Origin of the sequence: Sphingomonas sp. J344, assembly GCF_024700005.1 — a bacterium.
Lineage (GTDB): Bacteria > Pseudomonadota > Alphaproteobacteria > Sphingomonadales > Sphingomonadaceae > Sphingomonas.
Genome location: NZ_JAJONB010000001.1, coordinates 2,909,211 through 2,926,578, shown reverse-complemented (window position 1 = coordinate 2,926,578; position 17,368 = coordinate 2,909,211). Strand labels below are relative to the sequence as shown.

Genomic DNA, 17,368 nt, shown 5'->3' with positions numbered 1-17,368 from the left:
GCAGCAGCAGCGCCCTTGCGGAAGATGGTCTGTAGGATCACTGTACCGCGATGCGCACCCTGGCCCTCGCCCTTGCCTGCACCCTCGCCGCCCCTGCGCTGGCGAAGGATGTCCCCGTTTACGTGGTCCGCCATTTCGACACGCCCAAGGGCGAGAAGGACCCCGACCTGCTGCCCCAGGGCACCGTGCGGGCAGAGGCGCTGGCACGCTGGTTCCGCGGCAAACGACTCTGCGCGGTGCTGGTGACGCAATATAAGCGCACCCGCCAGACCGCCGCGCCGACCGCCGCCGGGCGCAGCATCGCGATCCAGAGCTATGACGCCGCCGACACGGCCGGCGCGGTCGCGCGGGCCAAATCGTCGGCGTGCCCGGTGCTGATCGTCGGGCACAGCAATACCGTCCCGGACATCGTCGAAAAACTGGGCGGCACCCGCCCTGGCGATCTGGTCCATGAGGATTTCGGCGATGTGTGGACGGTCACGGACGGCAAGACCGCGCACGCGAAGGTCGCGCCCTGACAATCTGCATGGCAATGGAGGACTTCGAACCCGATGCGCGCTAAACTCTCCCCGTTGCTGCTCGCCAGCTTCGCCCTGCTGACCGCCGCCCTCCCCGCCGCCGCGCGCGATGTGCTGCTGGTCGGCAACAAGGGCGAAGATACGCTGGGCATCTATGATCTGGCCGATGGCAAGCCGATCGCGGCGATTCCGACCGGTAACCAGCCGCACGAGATCGTCGTGATGGGCGATGGCAGCCAGGCTGCAGTGGTGTCCTATGGGGGCACCTCGATCGATGTGATCGACCTCGCCGCGCCCGGCAAGATCGCGACGATCGAGCTGTCACCCAACAAACGCCCGCACGGATTGTTGTGGATGCCGAAGAGCGAGCGGCTGATCGCCACAACCGAGGGCAGCGCATCGGTCGCCATCGTCGAGCCCGACGGGACGCTGACCACGATTGCGACCGGGCAGCAGGGATCTCACATGGTCGCACTGCTGGGCGAGGATCGGGCATTCGTCGCCAATATCGGATCGGGCACGGTCAGCGTGCTGGACCTCAAGGCCAACCGCAAACTCGCCGACATCGTCGTCGGCGGCAAGCCGGAGGGCATTGCCGTCGCCGCCGGCAAGGTGTTTGTCGGCGACTTGACCGCGCCGCGCGTCAGCGTATTCGATGCCGCCACCCACCAGAAGCTCGGCGAACTCACCGTTGGAGGCGCAGCAATCCGCGTCATCGCCAGCCCCGATGGCAGGACCGTCGCGACCAGCAATATCAGTACCGGCAGCGTGACGCTGATCGACACGGCCAGCCATGCGGTATCGCGCAGCTTCCCGATCTCGGGCGAAGCGGCCTCGGGTCAGGTCACGCTGATCTGGTCCGCCGACGGCAAACGCCTCTACGCTGCCGAAACCGCCCGCAACCAGGTGGCCGAGATCGACGCCGCGTCGGGCAAGGTGCTGCGCCGGATCGCCGTCGGCAAGAATGGCGACGGCCTGGCGGTTGCCAAGCTGCCCTGATCATCTTTCGCGCCAGCGACAGCATGGCGATCGGGCAAATTGCGTTCCCTTTCGTCGCGCTCGCACCGCTTTTGCCTGTTCATCGTCATAACGCTTGCGGTATGACGTGATGGAGAGGGGCAGCCGCGTCAGTTACTGTCAGTTGCGAAGTTCGGGGTCGGCGAGCACGTCTCATTGCATTTGGGGTAGAATGCCCCTGCTAGGGAGGAATAGTCCATGCGTGTCGTTCGCAATCTGATCGCCGCCACGGCGCTCGCTTCGATGGCTGCGGGGCCCATCGCCGCTTCGGCGCAGACCGCCACCAGCTCGTCCGGCAAGACCTACAAGGACGGAACGACCAAGGGCGCGTCGTCGGGGCGCCGCGCGCAGGAACGCGGCGTGCGCGACATCCCGCGCTGTACCAGGAATCTCGGCACCGTCGCGATCGTCGAACCCGACAACCAATGGTGGCGCGAGCTGAACCTCGGCAGCCCGGAAGCGGTGCTGAAGGTATTCATTCAGCAATCGGGCTGCTTCACCATCGTCAATCGCGGGCGCGCGATGCAGAGCCGCGCGATGGAGCGCGCGCTGCAGGAACAGGGCGAGATGCAGGCGGGACAGAATGTCGGCAAGGGCCAGGTCCGCACCGCCGACTATTTCCTTCAGCCTGACATCGTCTCGTCGAACAGGGATTCGGGCGGCGGCGGCGTCGGCGCGGCGGTGGGCGGACTGCTCGGTCGGCGCGGCGGCATTTTGGGCGGGGTCGGCGCGATCGCGGGCGGCATCAGCGTCAAGAAGAAGGAGGCCAGCGTCACCCTTTCGATGGTCGATGCCCGCACCACCGAGGAAAAGGCGCTGACCGAGGGCTATGCGCGCAAGACCGATGTCGGCTTTGGCGCAGGTGGCGGATCGGGCTGGTGGGGTGGATTCGCCGCAGCGGGCGGTGCCGGCTACCAGAATACCGATATCGGCCAGGTGATCGTACTCGCCTATCTCGATGCCTATACCAAGCTCGTCTATGAACTGGGCGGCCTGCCCGACGATGCAGCGGCAGCGGCCCCGCCCGCTCGGCGCTGATCGCGCGCGCGAAATCGTTGAGATCGGGGGCGGAATCACCCATTCCGCCCCCTTTTCGCGTCCATCGACATCCGAAGGATCACTTAACGCGCAATCAACCACGTCTTTACGCGCTTCGGTATAGACCTGTGGGGCAAAGCGAATCCCCAGGGATGCCGGATAGGCCGGCATAGTTGCTTCGCGGGGGACCATGGGACCTGAAACGGCACGGACAGCAGGATTAGGGGGTGCCTCCGGCACGCTCGTCACGCTCGTCGCCGCTGATGGGAGCGCGGCACATCCATATCTGGCGCGCCTCACCCGCGGCATTATGCCGCTGCGAGACCTGGGCGATCTTGCCCACCAGATTTGTCTGCTCCACGCGCGCCACCCCGACCTGTTCGAACAGGCAGCCGCCCAGTCGCGCCAGCCCGCCAATGCCGAATGGCTGGCGCAGGCGGTATCAGCCTTTGCCGCCGAGCGCGCCTATCTCGTCCGCGTCGTCGCCGCCGCCGGGCCGATGCCCAGCACGCCAGGTCAAGCCGCGTCCGAAGCCGCCGTCACCGCGCAGCGCCACGCGCTCGACATGCTCGCCCAGTCCGACCGCAACGGCTGTGCCGACGGCACGGCGATCGCGCTCGCGCTCGACTGGCCGGCAATCCGCACCGTGCTGGACGTGCTGGCCGAACGGCTGGGGATCGAACCGCCCGAATGCCAGCTGCCCCCGGCGTTCGAGACCGCGACCGTCATCGACGTTCTGGCAGGATCGCTGTCGGTCGAGCGCGCGATGGCGTTCGGCGCGCAACAGATGCTGGCGCAGCATCGCGGGCTGATCGACCTGCTCGAAGCGCGCGCTTCGGCGCGCGGAGCGCACTAACCCGCTTGCGCGCACGCCCCTTCCCCCGCTAGTCCATACCCGATCTTCCAATTTGACCGGGGACCGGAATGCGCTTCGAAGGCACGCAGGATTATGTCGCGACCGACGATCTCAAGGTTGCAGTCAACGCCGCCGTCACGCTGCGCCGTCCGTTGCTGGTCAAGGGCGAGCCGGGTACCGGCAAGACCGTCCTCGCCTATGAGATCGCCAAGGCGGTCGGCGCGCCGCTGATCGAATGGAACGTCAAATCGACGACCAAGGCGCATCAGGGCCTGTATGAATATGACGCGGTCGCACGGTTGCGCGACGGCCAGCTCGGCGATCCGCGCGTCCACGAGATTTCGAATTACATCCGCAAGGGCAAGTTGTGGGATGCCTTCACCTCGCCCCAGCTCCCCGTCCTGCTGATCGACGAGATCGACAAGGCCGACATCGAATTCCCCAACGACCTGCTCCACGAGCTCGATCGCATGGAATTCCATGTCTATGAGACCGGCGAGACCGTCCGCGCCGCCGAGCGCCCGATCGTGGTCATCACGTCGAACAACGAGAAGGAACTGCCCGACGCCTTCCTGCGCCGCTGCTTCTTCCACTACATCAAATTCCCCGATCGCGGCACGATGCAGGCGATCATCGACGTCCATTTCCCCGGCATCCAGAAGATCCTGGTGAGCAAGGCGATGGATATCTTCTACGACATCCGCGAAGTGCCGGGCCTCAAGAAAAAGCCGAGCACCAGCGAACTTCTCGACTGGCTCAAGCTGCTGCTGCACGAGGATATGCCGCTCGACGTCCTGCAGAACCGCGATCCGACCAAGGCGATCCCCCCGCTCCATGGCGCGCTGCTCAAGAATGAGCAGGATGTGATGCTGTTCGAACGGCTCGCCTTCATGGCGCGGCGGCAGCAGGGCAAGTAAACGGGCGCTGCGGCCCTACTCCCCATATCCCGCGACATGTTCGAAGATCAGCGTCAGCGCCGCGCGGTCCGCTTCGTCTATCTCCGGGCGCCAGATTTCGAACAACAGCACCACGCGGGTATCCTGCCCGTCATTCCACGCCTCATGCTCGATCGAATCGTCGAATATCAGCATCTGCCCCTCTTCCCACTGCCGCGTCTCGTTGCCGACGCGGAAGCGGCAGCCCGGGGGGACGATCAGTGGCAAATGACAGATCAGGCGCGTGTTGAGGAAGCCGGTGTGCGCCGGAATGTGCATGCCCGGCTTCAGCATCGAGAACAGCGCCATCGGTGAGCGTTTCGCGATCTCCGGGATCGGAGCCAGTTCCAGCGCGGCCATCGTCGCGGGACAACGATCGGCATGGTCGGCGACGCGCGCGCCCCCCTGCCACAGATAATAGGCGCCCCAGCGCGGATCGCCGACCATCGCGTTGCGCTTGGCCGGGCGGTTGGGGTCCGACTCGACATAGGGCGAAAACGCCCCCTCGTCCGCCAGGATTGCGGTCAGTTCGTCGCGGATCGCATCGGTGCGCGCTTCCATCGCGGGTACCCAGTCGAACGTGGCGCGGTCGTAGAATTGCTTCTGGGGCAAGCCAGGGAAGTAGAAGCTCTGCGGCTGCTGGACATAGATTTGCCGCTTGCCGGTCAGGATCTCCAGCGCCTCTGTCACGCGCGGGCTGCGTTGCGCGTCAGTCAGCCCGGCCTCGTCGAGGCGGCTCCAGATGCTCGCCGCATGCTCCGCCGAAATCGCGTCGAGCGCCGCCTTGGCCCGGTGCAGCATCGCGTTGAGCGCCGGGGAAACCTGCGGCACCTGTGCTGCCGTCTGGATCGCGGTCGCATAGAAGGCCGTCGCCGCCTTGCTGTCGCCGAGCTCGCGGCGGCAATCGGCCTTGAAGATCATCGCACCGACATGGCGCGGGTCGATCGCCAGCACACGATCGACCGCCGGCTCGGCCGACGCCCAGTCGCCGAGCAGGACATGCGCCTGAACCACCAGCAGATGCGGCTCGTCCGCGCGCCCGGACAGCGGGGCCAACGCCGCCAGCGCGCCGCGTCCGTCGCCGCGCCGCAGCGCCTCTGCGGCCTGTTGGTGGAGCGCTGCCGCCTGCTGCGTCGTGATCGTCATCGCGCCACTATAGGCACCGCGCGGTGTGCGGCAATCAGGCGGCGACGCGCACCACGAGCTTGCCGATCGCGCCACGGTCGGCGAGCTTGGCGATCGCCTTGCCGCCATCCTCGAACGCGAACACCTCGCTGACGTGCGGGTTGATCTTGCCTTCCTCCCACAAGCGGAAGAGGTGGTCGACATGCGCGGCGTTGGCCTTGGGATCGCGCGCGGCAAAGGCCCCCCAGAACACGCCGCACACGTCGCAGCTCTTGAGCAGGGTCAGGTTGAGCGCCAGCTTGGGGATGCCGGCGGGGAAACCGACGACGAGGTAGCGCCCTTCCCATGCGATTGAGCGCAGCGCAGGTTCGGCATAGTCGCCGCCGACGGGGTCGTAGATCACGTTCGCGCCGTCGGGGCCGACCGCGGCCTTGAACTGCTCCGCCAGCGCCTTGGACGCATCCTTGTCGAACGGTGCGCGACCATAGATCACGGTTTCGTCCGCGCCCGCCGCCTTGGCGGCCGCCGCCTTTTCCGCGCTCGACACCGCCGCGACGACGCGCGCGCCGAACGCCTTGCCCAGCTCGACCACCGACAGGCCGATCCCGCCCGCCGCGCCGAGCACTAGCAGCGTGTCGCCGGCCTTTAAATGCCCGCGATCGAGCAGCGCGTGGATGCTGGTGCCATAGGTCATCAGCAGCGACGCGCCCTGTTCGAAGCTCTTGCCCTCGGGCAGGCGGTAGAGGCGGCGGCGCTCGACCGCGACCTTTTCCGCCAGGCCGTTCCAGCCGGTCGATCCCAGTACGCGGTCGCCGGGCTTGAGGTCTTCGACCCCCTCGCCCACCGCCTCGACCACGCCCGCAATCTCGCCGCCCGGCGCGAAGGGGCGCGGGGGTTTGAACTGGTACTTGTCCTCGATGATGATGACGTCGGGATAGTTGATCGCGCACGCCTTGACCGCGACCACCACCTCACCGGGCTTGGCCACCGGGTCCGGCAGCTCGCCCATGGTTAGAGTTTCAGGTCCGCCCACTTCCTTCGACAACAAGGCCCGCATCACCGCTCTCCTTACCGATCCACGGTCGCTCTGCGGCGACCATCGATCCGAATTTCGAAATCACGGTATCCTTTGCCAGCGTCAGCCCGACCTCGTCCAGCCCCTGCATCAGGCAATCGCGGCGGAACGGGTCCATCTCGAACGCGAAGCGGTCCTGATAGGGCGTCGTGACGGTCATCGTTTCAAGATCGATGGTGACGGGATCGGTCTTCGCCACCTCGATCAGCCGGTCGATCGCGTCCTGTGGCAGCACCACCGCGACGATACCGTTCTTGAACGCATTGCCGGAGAAGATGTCGGAGTAGCTCGGCGCGATCACCGCGGTGATGCCCATGTCCTTCAATGCCCATGCGGCATGCTCGCGGCTCGACCCACATCCGAAATTGTCGCCCGCGATCAGGATCGGCGACCCGGCATAAGCGGGGTCGTCGAAGATGTTGCCCGGCTGCGCGCGGACGCTCTCGAACGCGCCCTTGCCCAGCCCCTCGCGGCTGATCGTCTTGAGCCAATGCGCGGGGATGATGATGTCGGTGTCGATATTCTTGGCGCCCCAGGGGTAGGCGCGTCCTTCGACCTTGCGGACAGGGTCCATGGTTCAGCTCCAGCTGTCTAGCGGGCGCATGACATCGCGGCCAGCGTCACCACGCCGCCCGGCTGTCCGCCCGCGAAAAATGAAAGGCCTGTCCGGCGCGCTCAGCGCACCGGCGCAGTCACCTGTGCGCTGGCCCGCGCTTCGCCGACGGTGAAGTTGGTGGTCGCATAGACCGCCGCCGCGCCGCTCAAGATCGTGCCTGCGATCAATGCCACCAAAACGCGCTTCACAGGTCATCCCCCGGTTGAGACCCCCATCAGGTCCCGCACGTCCGTCAGTCTGCCAGTCACCGCCGCCGCCGCCGCCATTGCGGGCGAGACGAGGTGGGTACGCGCTCCCGGACCCTGCCGTCCTACGAAATTTCTGTTGGAAGTGGAAGCACATCTCTCGCCCGGCGGCACCTTGTCCGGGTTCATCGCGAGACACATCGAACAGCCCGGTTCACGCCACTCGAAACCGGCGGCGGTGAAGATGCGGTCGAGCCCCTCGGCCTCGGCCTGGCGCTTGACCAGGCCCGAGCCGGGGACGATCAGCGCCTGGCGCACGCCGTCGGCGACCTTGCGTCCGTTCACCACGGCGGCGGCGGCGCGCAGATCCTCGATCCGGCTGTTGGTGCAGCTGCCGATGAAGATATTCTCGACCGCGATATCCTGCATCCGCGTGCCGGGGGTCAGGCCCATATAGTCGAGCGACTTCTGCGCCGCGACGCGTTTCGACGGGTCGGCGAAGCTCTCCGGATCGGGGACGACGCCGGTGATCGGCACGACATCCTCGGGGCTCGTTCCCCAGGTCAGCGAAGGGGCAATATCGCTGCCTTGCAACGTCACCACGCGATCATAGATCGCGCCCGGATCGGTCGGCAGCGACCGCCACCATGCCAAGGCTTTATCCCAATGCTCGCCCTTGGGCGCCATCGGGCGGCCCTTCAGATAGGCATAGGTCGTCTCGTCCGGCGCGATCAGGCCGGAGCGCGCACCGCCCTCGATCGACATGTTGCTGACCGTCAGCCGCCCCTCGATCGACAGGCTGCGGATCACATCGCCGGTATATTCGACGACGTAGCCGGTGCCGCCCGCAGCTCCCGTCTTGCCGATGATCGCCAGAATCACGTCCTTGGCACTGACACCATAGCCGAGCGTGCCATCGACGCGGATTTCCATCGTTTTGGACTGGCTGAGCAGCAGGGTCTGGGTCGCGAGCACATGCTCGACCTCGCTCGTCCCGATGCCGAAGGCGAGCGCGCCCAGCGCGCCATGCGCCGAGGTATGACTGTCGCCGCACACCAGGGTCGTGCCCGGCAGGGTAAAGCCCTGTTCCGGCCCGACGACATGGACGATCCCCTGTTCCGGCGCAGTCGCGCCGAAATAGTCGATGCCGAATTCGGCGACGTTGCGCTCGAGCGCGGCGAGCTGCTGCGCGCTCTCATGGTCGGCGATCGGCAGCCGGTTGCCCGCCGCATCGATCCGCGCGGTGGTGGGGAGGTTATGATCGGGCACGGCGAGCGTCAGGTCGGGACGGCGCACGCGACGGCCATTGGCGCGAAGCCCCTCGAACGCCTGCGGGCTGGTCACCTCATGGACGAGGTGGCGGTCGATATAGATGAGGCAGGTGCCGTCCTCACGCCGTTCGACGACGTGCGCGGCCCAGATCTTCTCGTAAAGCGTAAGCGGTTTGCTGGCCATGATGCCGCCCCCTTACGCCTTTGTTGCGCCGGGGCAAGCGCAGGCGACATTTTCTGAGGCGAAGCGCGGCTTCATGCGCGCTGCCGGGCACTCTCCTGCGGCGACACATAATCAGCGTCATGTGCGAAGGGCAACGGGGCACCAGCGCGCAAGGCGTCGAGTACCTGCGCAAACCCGGTATCGAACGCGAAACCCAGGTCGCGCTGGATGCGTCCGCTGTCATAGACCCGACCGATCTGCTGCGGCAGCGCCCAGCCGCGCGCAGCATAGAGCGCCTCGGCATCAGGAAAGTGACGCGCAATCACGGCGCGGGCATCGTGCTTCAGCGCAGCGGCTTCGTCGCGCGTGAATGGAGTGGGAGAGGAGACGATGTAGGTGCCGAACCCGATTTCGGGTGCTTTGACCAGCGCAGCGACATGCGCGCGCGCCGCATCCTCGACGGTCAGGCGACGGTTGAGCAGCTCATTCGCCTTGAGATTCTCGCCCGGCGGATGCCTGTGCGTATCGTCATCCTCAGGGAAGAAGCGCCCAGTGCGCAGCACGATGCAGTTCAGACGATGCTCGGCATGGAACAGGCGGCACAATTGCTCCGCCGCGAACTTGGTGGCGCCATAGATGTTGCGCGGTTCGATCGGGCCGCTGGCCTCGTCGAGCCACACCGCCGCGTCGCCCGCCTCGTCGCGGATCGACTGGCTGATCATCAGCGATGTGGTCGAGGTGAACACGAACCGGTCATGCCCCGCCGCGACCGCTGCCTCGAGCAGGTTGAGCGTGCCGGTCACATTGACGTCGACGAATGCCCGTTTGGAATAGCGTGCAATGTCGGGCTTGTGCAGCGCGCCGCCATGAATCACCGCTTCGATCCCGCGTTCGGCAAAGACCCGGTCGATCGCGCTCCGGTCGGCGACGCTCGCGATCACATCGGTATCGTCTCCCGGCGCGACGTCGAGGCCGGTGACTTCATGTCCCTCCGCGCGCAACATCGGCGCGAGGAAGCGGCCGAGCCAGCCCGACGAACCGGTGAGCAGGACATTCACTATCGCGTGCTCCCGCGCCACAGCCCCGCGACGGTCAGTCCGCCGAACAGCGCGCCCTCCAGCACGCCGGTCAGCACGCGGCTGCGCAGTCCGAAGCCGCTTTCGCCGAGCAACGCGCCGATCCGGCCTAGGTCGAGCCGTGCTCCGTCCATCGTCTGGGTCAGCACGTCGATGCTGCCCGCGAGCAGCCGTCCGCCGAGCAGCGCGATGACGAGCCCTGCAAGTGCACCGCAACCCGCGCCGGTCAGCCCGGCGAAGCGCGCATCCGATCCGCGACGCCGCGCGGCGATCCAGTAGGCGAGCCCCACCGCGCCGCCCAGCGCCAGCCCCTCGGGCGCGCCCGTAATCCCTGCCGGCGCACGCCCGAGCAGCAGGGCGAATGCGTCGATGCCGAGCAACTTTGCCACCGCCCCGACGACCAGTCCCGCCAGCGCGCCGCCAAGAATCGCCAGCGGGGTCCCGCCACGGTGCACCCCCGCTGCGATGCCAAACGCCACCGCGCCGCCGCCGATCGCGGCGACGGCGATGGTGATGCACGCCAGCACCAGCACGATCGACAGCACGCCGCTCTGCACCGGCACCGCCAGCGTCGCGCCGAGCACGCCATAGGCCAGCCCGCCGATGACACCCGCCGCGACCGCGCCTGCGGTGCCGGTCGCGCCCATGCGCCAGATCAGCGACTGCACGAGCGCCGCGTCGAGCACCGCTGGCGTTGGCGGGAGCGGCGACGGCGCATCTTCCCCCTCGACCGTGCCGACGAAGCGATAGCCGAATTTCGGCACCGTAGCGATGAAGCGCGGATCGCCGGCCTCGTCGCCCAGCGTCCGCCGCAGCGTGCGGATGCACTGGGTCAGCGCCTCGTCGGTCACCGGGATGCCGCGCCACACCGCGTCCATGAACCGGTCCTTCGTAACCAACTGCCCACGCTCGCGCACCAGCAGGATCAGCGCGTCAAGATAGCGCGCATTGAGCGCGACCTCCGCCCCGTCGCGGCGCAGCTGGCGCTCGGCGCTGTCGAGCTCGAAGCCCGCGAAACGATAGATGACGGGGTCCATGTCGATTTCAGCGAAGCCTCAGATCCTGCTCATGCCGCTCACCCCCCGTTTCGGGCGATGGAGTGGCATCAGCAATTCATGGAGACAAGCAAGTGGTTGAACAAGCGAAGAGTGGCGGGATGTGGCGCAACCCGTGGCGGCTGATCGGATGGGGCGGGATCGCCGCGCTGATGCTGACCCCGGCGATCGCGATGCGGTTTACCGATGAGGTCAACTGGACGGTCGGCGACTTTGTCTTCGCGGCGCTGATATTCGGCAGCGTCGGGCTGGCGGTCGAACTGACGGTGCGCGCCAATCCGTCGTCATCCTATCGCGCAGGGGTCGGCATCGCGCTCGCCGCGTCGTTCCTGACGATCTGGATCAACCTGGCGGTCGGGATCGTCGGGAATGAGGACAACCCGGTCAACGCGCTGTTCTTCCTGGTCCCGCTGGTCGCGGTAGCGGGCAGCTTGCTGGGCGGGTTTCGCGCGCGCTTCATGGCGATTGCAGCGGCGCTCGCCGCGGCGGCCCAGCTGGGCGTGATGCTCTATATCTGGCTGACGGGTCAGGGATTTCCGATCGGGGTCACCGTCTTTTTCGGGACACTCTGGCTGGTCTCGGCGGCGCTGTTTCGACAGGCGGCGCGGCGGGGGTAGCCGCATCCCTCCCCTGCCCCGCAGAGGAGATGGCAGCAAGAAGTGCCGACGGAGGGGCGGCCGCACAGCGGGCCGTGGGCAGCTCGGCGAAATTCCGCCCTCTGCGGGGCGGCCCCTCCACCACCACTTTGCGGCGGTCCCCCTCCCCCAGCGAGCTGGGGAAGGAATTGGAGGTTATGCCGCCGCCAATGCGACCTCATAATGCGCCGTCGTCTTCGCCGCGAGGTCGTCCTCGGTCACGCCGGGGGCCAGCTCGATCAGGCGGAACGGCGAGTCATGGTCGGGACGCTGGAACACCGCCAGATCGGTGATGATCATGTCGACGACATTCTTTCCGGTCAGCGGCAGCGTGCATTCGGGGATGAACTTGGGGCTGCCGTCCTTGGCGTTGTGCTCCATCACCACGATGATCTTCTTGACCCCGGCGACCAGGTCCATCGCGCCGCCCATGCCCTTGATCATCTTGCCCGGGATCATCCAGTTGGCGATGTCGCCGGTCTCGCTGATTTCCATCGCACCCAGCACGGTCAGGTCGATATGCCCGCCGCGGATCATCGCGAAGCTCTGCTCCGACCCGAAATAGACGGATTGCGGGAGTTCGCTGATCGTCTGTTTGCCCGCGTTGATCAGGTCGGGGTCTTCCTCGCCTTCATAGGGGAACGGGCCGATGCCGAGCATCCCGTTCTCCGACTGTAACGTCACCTCGACCCCCTCGGGGATGTGGTTCGCGACCAGGGTCGGAATGCCGATGCCCAGATTGACGTAATATCCGTCCTTCAGTTCCTTCGCGGCGCGCGCGGCCATTTCATCGCGGGTCCAGGGCATAATCCTACTCCTTGGGCAATTCGGTTGTCGGGGTCGCGGTGCTGCGCACCGGGTTGGGCAGCAGGAACCATCCTGCGCCCCAAAGGGGGGCGATCATCGTCTCGGTGGCCGCAATCGGGCGTTGCATGGCATCGCGCCGGTCGAACTGGTCGCTGAACTCACTCAAAGAGTCGCCGACGATCGCGATGACGCAATACCGCTTGGCGACGCTGTGCCGTACCTGATCGCCGGTCATCTCCGGTACGCCACCCCGCAGGAACAGCGTCGTTCCCGGAACAACCGGGCCCAGGCCGAGTTGGTCGAGCAAACGGGCTGCGTCCGGCGCACCCGCCTGCTCCCGCGCGCTCATGAAGATCGCCTCCACGCCCTCGCGGCGCGCTGCCTCGATCCCCTCAACCGCGCCGGGAACCGCGACCAGCTGGTCGCTGCCATCTCCCCTCCACCGCCGCCACCGCGCATCGCGATCGCCCCCTTCGTCATTCTCGTCGAGGTCGAAGAGGATGGCGAGCGGCTTTGACCCGCAAGGCTCGTAGCGCGGCGCTTCGAGGTCTGCCCCCGGAACAAGGACCACCGACTTGGGCGTCACGCCGCCGCGCCGGGCCGCGACCTGGCCGTCCACATAGGTCCAAAGCGCCTGATACGCCTGGAGGCTGCGCGCGGCCGTCTCGCCCGATCGAGCGGGACCGGGCCGCGTGGTCGGCGCCGGCAGCCCGCCCGCGACAGGCGGCCCGCCCGGACTCGGCAACGCGGCCGGCAATGGCGTACCCTGCGGAACCGCCTTCGCGCCCTCCAACTCGCGCATGAGGTCGCGCGCCTGCTGGGTCGCCAGCGGCGGCGGCGCTTCGTCGCGCGCGGCTGACGGTGCGGAGACACCCGCCTCACGCTCCTTCTCTAACGCTGCCTCGCGCTTGGCCAGCGCGTTGCCGCCGATCGCCGCTCCGGCTACCACCGGAATCGCCGCCGCGACGCATCCACTGCACAGCAGCCCCGCCGCGCCAAGCGTCAGCAAGGCGCGCAAGCGGCTCACGCCGCGTCGCTGTCCGCGCGCTGGCGGACGGTGCGGAACTCGATCTTCTTGTCGTAGGGCGCGCCGACAATCATCCGCTTCACATAGATGCCGGGCAGGTGGATCTGGTCGGGGTCGAGGCTGCCGACCGGCACCACTTCCTCGACCTCGGCGACGCAGATGTTGGCCGCGGTCGCCATCGGCTGGTTGAAGTTGCGCGCGGTCTTGCGGAAGATCAGGTTGCCCGCCTCGTCCGCCTTCCACCCCTTGATGATCGCCAGGTCGGCGCGGATGCCGCGCTCCAGGATGTATTCCTGCCCGTCGAACACCTTGACCTCCTTGCCCTCGGCCACCTTCGTGCCAACGCCCGTCTTGGTGTAAAAGCCGGGGATGCCGGCCCCGCCCGCGCGGCAGCGCTCGGCCAGCGTGCCCTGGGGACAGAATTCGACTTCCAGCTCGCCGCTCAGATATTGCCGCTCGAACTCCTTGTTCTCGCCGACATAGGACGAGATCATCTTGCGGACCTGACGGCTGCGCAGCAGCTTGCCCAGGCCCTCATTGTCGATCCCTGCATTGTTGCTGGCAATGGTCAGATCGCGGGTTCCGGCGGCCTGGATCGCGTCGATCAGCCGCTCGGGAATGCCGGAAAGGCCGAAGCCACCAGCGCAAATCGTCATGCCGTCGTACAACAGCCCTTCCAGCGCCGCCTCGGCATTCGGGTACAGCTTCTTCATCGCCGCGAGTCTCTCCTAAGCCCAATAGGGGCGCGATAGTCGCGGGCGGTAAGCGTGGTCAAGCGAACCTGAACCGACTTTCAACTTTGTTGCGTGTTAGTGTGTTACATTAGCGCAACACTATCGGAAAATTGTTACCAGTCCGCTCTGTATATCATTGCCGTTCAGATTCGCGCTCCTACATCCGCCGCGCCTGCTCATTCGCAGGCGCAACATAACATAATAAGGGATGTAACATGCGTATCCTCACCATCGCGGCGCTCGCCGCTGCCACCTGTGCGACCCCCGCTTTCGCGCAGGACGCCGACAGCTTCACCGGCCCCAGCATCTCGGTCTTCACCGGCATGGAACAGGTCAACACCGATGGCCCGGACGAAACCGGCATCATCTATGGCGTCACCGCAGGCTATGACGTCGATCTGGGCAAGGCCGTTGTCGGCATCGAGCTGGAAGCAGCCGAGAGCAACACCGATTATTGCGAAACCGCGGTCCTCGTCGCTTCGGACTCGCTGTGCACCAAGGCAAGTCGCGACCTGTATGCGGGCGCGCGCGCGGGCATCAAGGTCGGCGGATCCTCGCTCGCCTATGTGAAGGGTGGCTACACCAACGCGCGCGTTGATGTCGATTATGTCGGCGGTGCCGCTGCTCCGGGTGCCGATTTTTCGGATCACGAGAATCTTGACGGCTTCCGCGTCGGCGCTGGTGCCGAACATCGCCTGGCGTCGGGCGTCACCGTGAAGGTCGAATATCGCTATTCGGACTATGAGCAGGATGTGAGCCGCCATCAGGGCCTGATCGGCGTCGGCTTCCGCTTCTGATCGGCTAGGTCGGGAACAGGGGTCGTGCGACATGCGTTGCACGGCCCCTTTTCATGGCGATGGGCGGACGTTGCAATGCGACGAATTCACGCTGCATTGCGGCAAATGCAGTGCCCGAGCCGTTGAAGCATTAACCAATGGGCGATAAGCTCCGATCGGCTTCCGGGGGCGGGATCAGAATAGCATGCTTGAATTTTCGGTGTTCATCTACGGGCTTTTGTCGGCATTTGTGCTGATTTCCGCGGAGCAGAACCGCCGCGCCGCCCGGCCCAACCCCGCGATGGTCACCGCCGTCGGCTGGGGTCTGTTCTCGATGTCGTCGACGCTTGCAATCTTGTGCGGTGCAGTGGGCATCGCCCTCGCCTTTGGCGTCGCGGTCCCGGGCCTTCCGGCACTTTAAAAAATCGCGGGGCGACCATAGGCCACCCCGCAAGGGGCTTGGGAAGGTTGGAGGGACGTGTCCGTTAGCGGACCGAACCGCGGCGAACCAGATTGACGATCCCGAGCAGCACGACCGCGCCCAGGAACGAGATCAGCAGCGAGGTCGCACTGAACGACCCTTGGGTGATGGTGCCGCCACCGATCATCGGCGCAATCAGCAAGCCCGCGAGCAGCGCGCCCACGATTCCGACCACGATGTTGAGGAAAATGCCCTGCTGGGCATCGGTGCGCATCACGATGCTGGCCAGCCAGCCCAGCACGCCACCGACGATCAGCAATACGATCAGGTTGATCATCTTGTGTCTCCCATATCCGTCTCGGCATTGCCGAGTTAAAGGCACTACGGTTGAAACCGCCGGACGTTCCGCATCGGAACGATTTTGCCGCCGACCGGGAGAGCCATATGCCGATCTATGCCTTTGAAGACGTCGCGCCGCAGATCGACCCGGATGCCTGGGTCGCACCGAGTGCCGATGTGATCGGCGATGCGCGGCTGGCGGCGGAATCAAGCGTGTGGTTCGGTGCGGTGATCCGCGCCGACAACACCCCGATCATTCTCGGCGCGCGCAGCAATGTTCAGGAGGGGGCGATGCTCCACTCCGACCCCGGCGTGCCGCTGACCGTGGGCGAGGATTGCACGATCGGCCATCACGCCATCCTGCACGGCTGCACGATCGGCAACCGTGTGCTGGTCGGCATGGGGGCAATCATCCTAAATCGCGCGGTGATCGGCGACGATTGCCTGATCGGCGCCGGCGCGCTGGTGACCGAGGGCAAGGAATTTCCGCCCGGCAGCCTGATCGTCGGCAGCCCCGCCCGCGCGATCCGAGAGGTGGACGCGACGACGCGCGCGGGATTGCTGTTCTCGGCACAGAATTATGCCGAGCGGCAGGGGCGGTTTCGGGCGGGGCTGCGACAAATCGGCTAGAATCGAATTTCCGGTACGCCCACCCTTGCCGTTTACGTAAAGCATCTGGACACCCCATTCGGTTCGTCTATGAAACGGGTATGGCCCTGCCCGCTCTCTTCGATCGCCTGCGGCTGCCCGTGATCGGGTCGCCGCTGTTCATCGTCTCCGGTCCCGAACTGGTCATTGCCCAGTGCAAGGCCGGCATCGTCGGCTCCTTTCCCGCGCTCAACGCGCGGCCGCAGAGCCAGCTCGACGAGTGGCTTCACCAGATCACCGAGGAACTGGCCGCGTGGAACCGCGACAATCCCGGTCGCCCCGCCGCCCCGTTCGCGGTCAATCAGATCGTCCACCGCTCGAACGACCGGCTCGAGGCCGATCTCGCCACCTGTGGCAAGTGGCAGGTGCCGATCGTCATCACTTCGCTCGGCGCTCAGGAGCAGCTGAATCAGGCGGTGCACAGCTGGGGCGGCATCACGCTGCACGACGTCATCAACGACCGGTTCGCGCACAAGGCGGTGGAAAAGGGCGCGGACGGCCTGATCCTGGTCTGCACCGGCGCGGGCGGCCATGCCGGGCAGCTCAGCCCCTTCGCGTTCGTTCAGGAAACGCGCGCCTGGTTCGACGGCCCGGTCATCCTGTCGGGATCGATCGCCAATGGTGGCGCAATCCTGGCCGCACAGGCGATGGGCGCCGACCTCGCCTATATCGGATCGCCGTTCATCGCGACGGCGGAAGCGAATGCCGAAGCGAGCTACAAGCAGGGCATCGTCGACAGCGGCGCGTCCGATATTGTCTATACCAATCTGTTCACCGGGGTGCACGGCAACTATCTGCGCCGTTCGATCGAGGCGGCGGGGCTCGACCCCGACAATCTGCCCGAAAGCGATCCGAGCAAGATGAATTTCGGATCGGGCGGAAATTCGAAGGCGAAGGCGTGGCGCGACATCTGGGGTTCGGGCCAGGGCATCGGCGCGGTGCACGCGGTGCAGCCGGTGGCGGAGTTCGTCGACCGGCTGGACGCGGAATATCGCGCGGCGCGGGCGCGGATCGCGGCGCTGTCGAACGGCGGGTGGAGCGCCTGACCATT

Annotated in this window: 21 protein-coding genes; 10 read left to right on the top strand and 11 right to left on the bottom strand. The window is 66.3% G+C overall.

Features of this window, described 5'->3' with window-relative positions:
- The first annotated feature begins 50 nt into the window (after positions 1-50).
- The 5 genes from LRS12_RS14955 to LRS12_RS14935 all read left to right on the top strand — a co-directional run bounded on the left by LRS12_RS14955 (position 51) and on the right by LRS12_RS14935 (position 4,346).
- Positions 51-518, top strand: coding sequence for a histidine phosphatase family protein (locus LRS12_RS14955; protein ID WP_257845217.1), 468 nt, complete (start codon positions 51-53; stop codon positions 516-518).
- A 33-nt stretch (positions 519-551) separates the two neighbouring features.
- Entirely contained in the window at positions 552-1,517 is a 966-nt protein-coding gene (locus LRS12_RS14950; RefSeq protein WP_257845216.1) for a YncE family protein, read from the top strand.
- A 216-nt stretch (positions 1,518-1,733) separates the two neighbouring features.
- Positions 1,734-2,573 (top strand): penicillin-binding protein activator LpoB, encoded by an 840-nt coding sequence (locus LRS12_RS14945; protein ID WP_257845215.1) that lies wholly within the window; start codon positions 1,734-1,736, stop codon positions 2,571-2,573.
- A gap of 190 nt (positions 2,574-2,763) precedes the next feature.
- Complete coding sequence (locus LRS12_RS14940; protein WP_257845214.1) at positions 2,764-3,429, top strand: hypothetical protein; 666 nt, start codon at positions 2,764-2,766, stop codon at positions 3,427-3,429.
- A 68-nt stretch (positions 3,430-3,497) separates the two neighbouring features.
- On the top strand, positions 3,498-4,346 hold the full coding sequence (locus LRS12_RS14935; protein WP_257845213.1) for a MoxR family ATPase: 849 nt from the start codon (positions 3,498-3,500) through the stop codon (positions 4,344-4,346).
- Positions 4,347-4,361: 15 nt separating this feature from the next.
- On the opposite strand, the gene LRS12_RS14930 is transcribed toward LRS12_RS14935, so the two are convergent.
- From LRS12_RS14930 to LRS12_RS14900, 7 genes are all read right to left on the bottom strand, one after another.
- The gene (locus LRS12_RS14930) at positions 4,362-5,510 is read right to left on the bottom strand and encodes an aspartyl/asparaginyl beta-hydroxylase domain-containing protein (RefSeq protein WP_257845212.1); all 1,149 of its coding nucleotides are present in this window, start codon (positions 5,508-5,510) and stop codon (positions 4,362-4,364) included.
- Between the two features lie 34 nt (positions 5,511-5,544).
- Positions 5,545-6,546, bottom strand: a complete 1,002-nt coding sequence (locus LRS12_RS14925) for an NADPH:quinone oxidoreductase family protein (protein WP_257845211.1) — start codon at positions 6,544-6,546, stop codon at positions 5,545-5,547.
- The gene (gene leuD, locus LRS12_RS14920; protein WP_257845210.1) at positions 6,509-7,138 is read right to left on the bottom strand and encodes a 3-isopropylmalate dehydratase small subunit; all 630 of its coding nucleotides are present in this window, start codon (positions 7,136-7,138) and stop codon (positions 6,509-6,511) included. Before leuD ends, LRS12_RS14925 begins: the two co-directional genes overlap by 38 nt.
- Positions 7,139-7,239: 101 nt before the next feature.
- Entirely contained in the window at positions 7,240-7,368 is a 129-nt protein-coding gene (locus LRS12_RS14915; RefSeq protein WP_257845209.1) for a hypothetical protein, read from the bottom strand.
- A 3-nt stretch (positions 7,369-7,371) separates the two neighbouring features.
- A complete protein-coding gene (leuC, locus tag LRS12_RS14910) occupies positions 7,372-8,820 on the bottom strand; it encodes a 3-isopropylmalate dehydratase large subunit (RefSeq protein ID WP_257845208.1) in 1,449 nt (482 codons plus the stop codon).
- A gap of 71 nt (positions 8,821-8,891) precedes the next feature.
- On the bottom strand, positions 8,892-9,857 hold the full coding sequence (locus LRS12_RS14905) for an NAD(P)-dependent oxidoreductase (protein WP_257845207.1): 966 nt from the start codon (positions 9,855-9,857) through the stop codon (positions 8,892-8,894).
- Positions 9,857-10,912 (bottom strand): transcriptional regulator, encoded by a 1,056-nt coding sequence (locus LRS12_RS14900; RefSeq protein WP_257845205.1) that lies wholly within the window; start codon positions 10,910-10,912, stop codon positions 9,857-9,859. Before LRS12_RS14900 ends, LRS12_RS14905 begins: the two co-directional genes overlap by 1 nt.
- A 92-nt stretch (positions 10,913-11,004) precedes the next feature.
- Between LRS12_RS14900 and LRS12_RS14895 the strand changes: the two genes are divergently transcribed.
- A complete protein-coding gene (locus tag LRS12_RS14895) occupies positions 11,005-11,547 on the top strand; it encodes a hypothetical protein (RefSeq protein WP_257845204.1) in 543 nt (180 codons plus the stop codon).
- Between the two features lie 174 nt (positions 11,548-11,721).
- On the opposite strand, the gene LRS12_RS14890 is transcribed toward LRS12_RS14895, so the two are convergent.
- The 3 genes from LRS12_RS14890 to LRS12_RS14880 are packed head-to-tail and all read right to left on the bottom strand — an operon-like array spanning position 11,722 to position 14,112.
- Positions 11,722-12,372, bottom strand: coding sequence for a CoA transferase subunit B (locus LRS12_RS14890; protein ID WP_257845203.1), 651 nt, complete (start codon positions 12,370-12,372; stop codon positions 11,722-11,724).
- A 4-nt stretch (positions 12,373-12,376) separates the two neighbouring features.
- Positions 12,377-13,399 (bottom strand): HAD family acid phosphatase, encoded by a 1,023-nt coding sequence (locus tag LRS12_RS14885; protein ID WP_257845202.1) that lies wholly within the window; start codon positions 13,397-13,399, stop codon positions 12,377-12,379.
- The gene (locus tag LRS12_RS14880) at positions 13,396-14,112 is read right to left on the bottom strand and encodes a CoA transferase subunit A (protein ID WP_257845201.1); all 717 of its coding nucleotides are present in this window, start codon (positions 14,110-14,112) and stop codon (positions 13,396-13,398) included. The genes LRS12_RS14885 and LRS12_RS14880 overlap by 4 nt, the downstream gene beginning before the upstream one ends.
- Before the next feature lie 236 nt (positions 14,113-14,348).
- On the opposite strand from LRS12_RS14880, the gene LRS12_RS14875 reads away from it, so the two are divergent.
- Both LRS12_RS14875 and LRS12_RS14870 read left to right on the top strand, forming a co-directional pair.
- Complete coding sequence (locus LRS12_RS14875) at positions 14,349-14,930, top strand: outer membrane protein (RefSeq protein ID WP_257845200.1); 582 nt, start codon at positions 14,349-14,351, stop codon at positions 14,928-14,930.
- 184 nt (positions 14,931-15,114) lie between these two features.
- Entirely contained in the window at positions 15,115-15,330 is a 216-nt protein-coding gene (locus tag LRS12_RS14870; protein WP_257845199.1) for a hypothetical protein, read from the top strand.
- A 64-nt stretch (positions 15,331-15,394) separates the two neighbouring features.
- Here LRS12_RS14870 and LRS12_RS14865 read toward each other — a convergent pair whose 3' ends face one another.
- The gene (locus LRS12_RS14865; protein WP_257845525.1) at positions 15,395-15,664 is read right to left on the bottom strand and encodes a GlsB/YeaQ/YmgE family stress response membrane protein; all 270 of its coding nucleotides are present in this window, start codon (positions 15,662-15,664) and stop codon (positions 15,395-15,397) included.
- A 110-nt stretch (positions 15,665-15,774) separates the two neighbouring features.
- Between LRS12_RS14865 and LRS12_RS14860 the strand changes: the two genes are divergently transcribed.
- Together LRS12_RS14860 and LRS12_RS14855 are read left to right on the top strand one after the other, a co-directional pair.
- Positions 15,775-16,299 carry a gamma carbonic anhydrase family protein gene (locus tag LRS12_RS14860; RefSeq protein WP_257845198.1) on the top strand — a complete coding sequence of 175 codons (525 nt, stop codon included), beginning with the start codon at positions 15,775-15,777 and terminating at the stop codon, positions 16,297-16,299.
- 80 nt (positions 16,300-16,379) lie between these two features.
- A complete protein-coding gene (locus LRS12_RS14855; RefSeq protein WP_257845197.1) occupies positions 16,380-17,363 on the top strand; it encodes a nitronate monooxygenase family protein in 984 nt (327 codons plus the stop codon).
- The last annotated feature ends 5 nt before the right edge of the window (positions 17,364-17,368 follow it).